Consider the following 741-nt stretch of genomic DNA (forward strand, 5'->3'; position numbering starts at 1 on the left):
GCAGCGAACAAGCGGCGCAAGAGGGGTTGCCAACGCGTGGCGACTGTAGGGCAAGATTGAAGTTCAGTGGTTACGGTGGGGTTTTTTGAGTGCGGTGGTGCGGTGTCAGCCCCTTAGCCGAGCGTTATGCTTAATCACCCAAAATCAGTGGTTTATGATTGTTCTTTATTCCCTTGGCTTGTGAGTTTTGTGCTCGTCGGCAAATTGGCTTCAGCGGGCGCTGTTTTCTGGACATCCATTCTTGGGCGCTAAAAATTCTGAGAGTTGCCTCAGTCAATTTTCGGGCAAGCACGAGATTAGGCCAGTTGGCTCAATAAGCAACTTGATCTTAGGTTTTTTCGTTTTAGCTGCCAAAGTTCAAAGTCTGATTTTCAAAATCATGAGTCATTTAAGTTTTTTGGTTTTTGGGTTTTGTTTGTGCATCAAAGCTGAGTTACTCTTGGTTTAGGTAAAACGTAAGTCATTGAAGCTTAAGCATAACAAACGCTTCAAGAGGGACAGCCAACGCGTGGCATTTTTATAATGCGTTGGTTTTTGTGGTTACGTTGTTATGCGGAAAGTTGGTCGTGGCGTTGGCTGCCCCTTAAGCGGGCGTTATGCAACTCAGGTAAATTTAGGGATTCAATCTTTTGGGATTTCTCCGGCCATTCGTTTTGTGTTGTCGGCAAATGAGCATTTTTACCCTAAAATTCGTGGTTTACTCAAGCCGTAAAACAGGCAAGGTTCTTTGTTTGCCTCAAT

The 741-nt window shown here is 44.8% G+C and carries 1 protein-coding gene; it reads left to right on the forward strand.

Annotated elements, in window-relative coordinates; all coding sequences use genetic code 11:
- Positions 1-550 precede the first annotated feature (550 nt).
- Positions 551-712: a hypothetical protein gene (locus DD616_RS03960; RefSeq protein WP_208871490.1), complete on the forward strand. Its 162-nt coding sequence runs from the start codon at positions 551-553 to the stop codon at positions 710-712.
- Positions 713-741: the final 29 nt, after the last annotated feature.

This window comes from Vibrio anguillarum (genome assembly GCF_003390515.1).
Classification (GTDB): domain Bacteria; phylum Pseudomonadota; class Gammaproteobacteria; order Enterobacterales; family Vibrionaceae; genus Vibrio; species Vibrio anguillarum.

Excerpts from the sequence above, each read along its gene's own strand:
- DD616_RS03960 (WP_208871490.1), top strand. The coding sequence starts at position 551 with ATGCGGAAAGTTGGTCGTGGCGTTGGCTGCCCCTTAAGCGGGCGTTAT.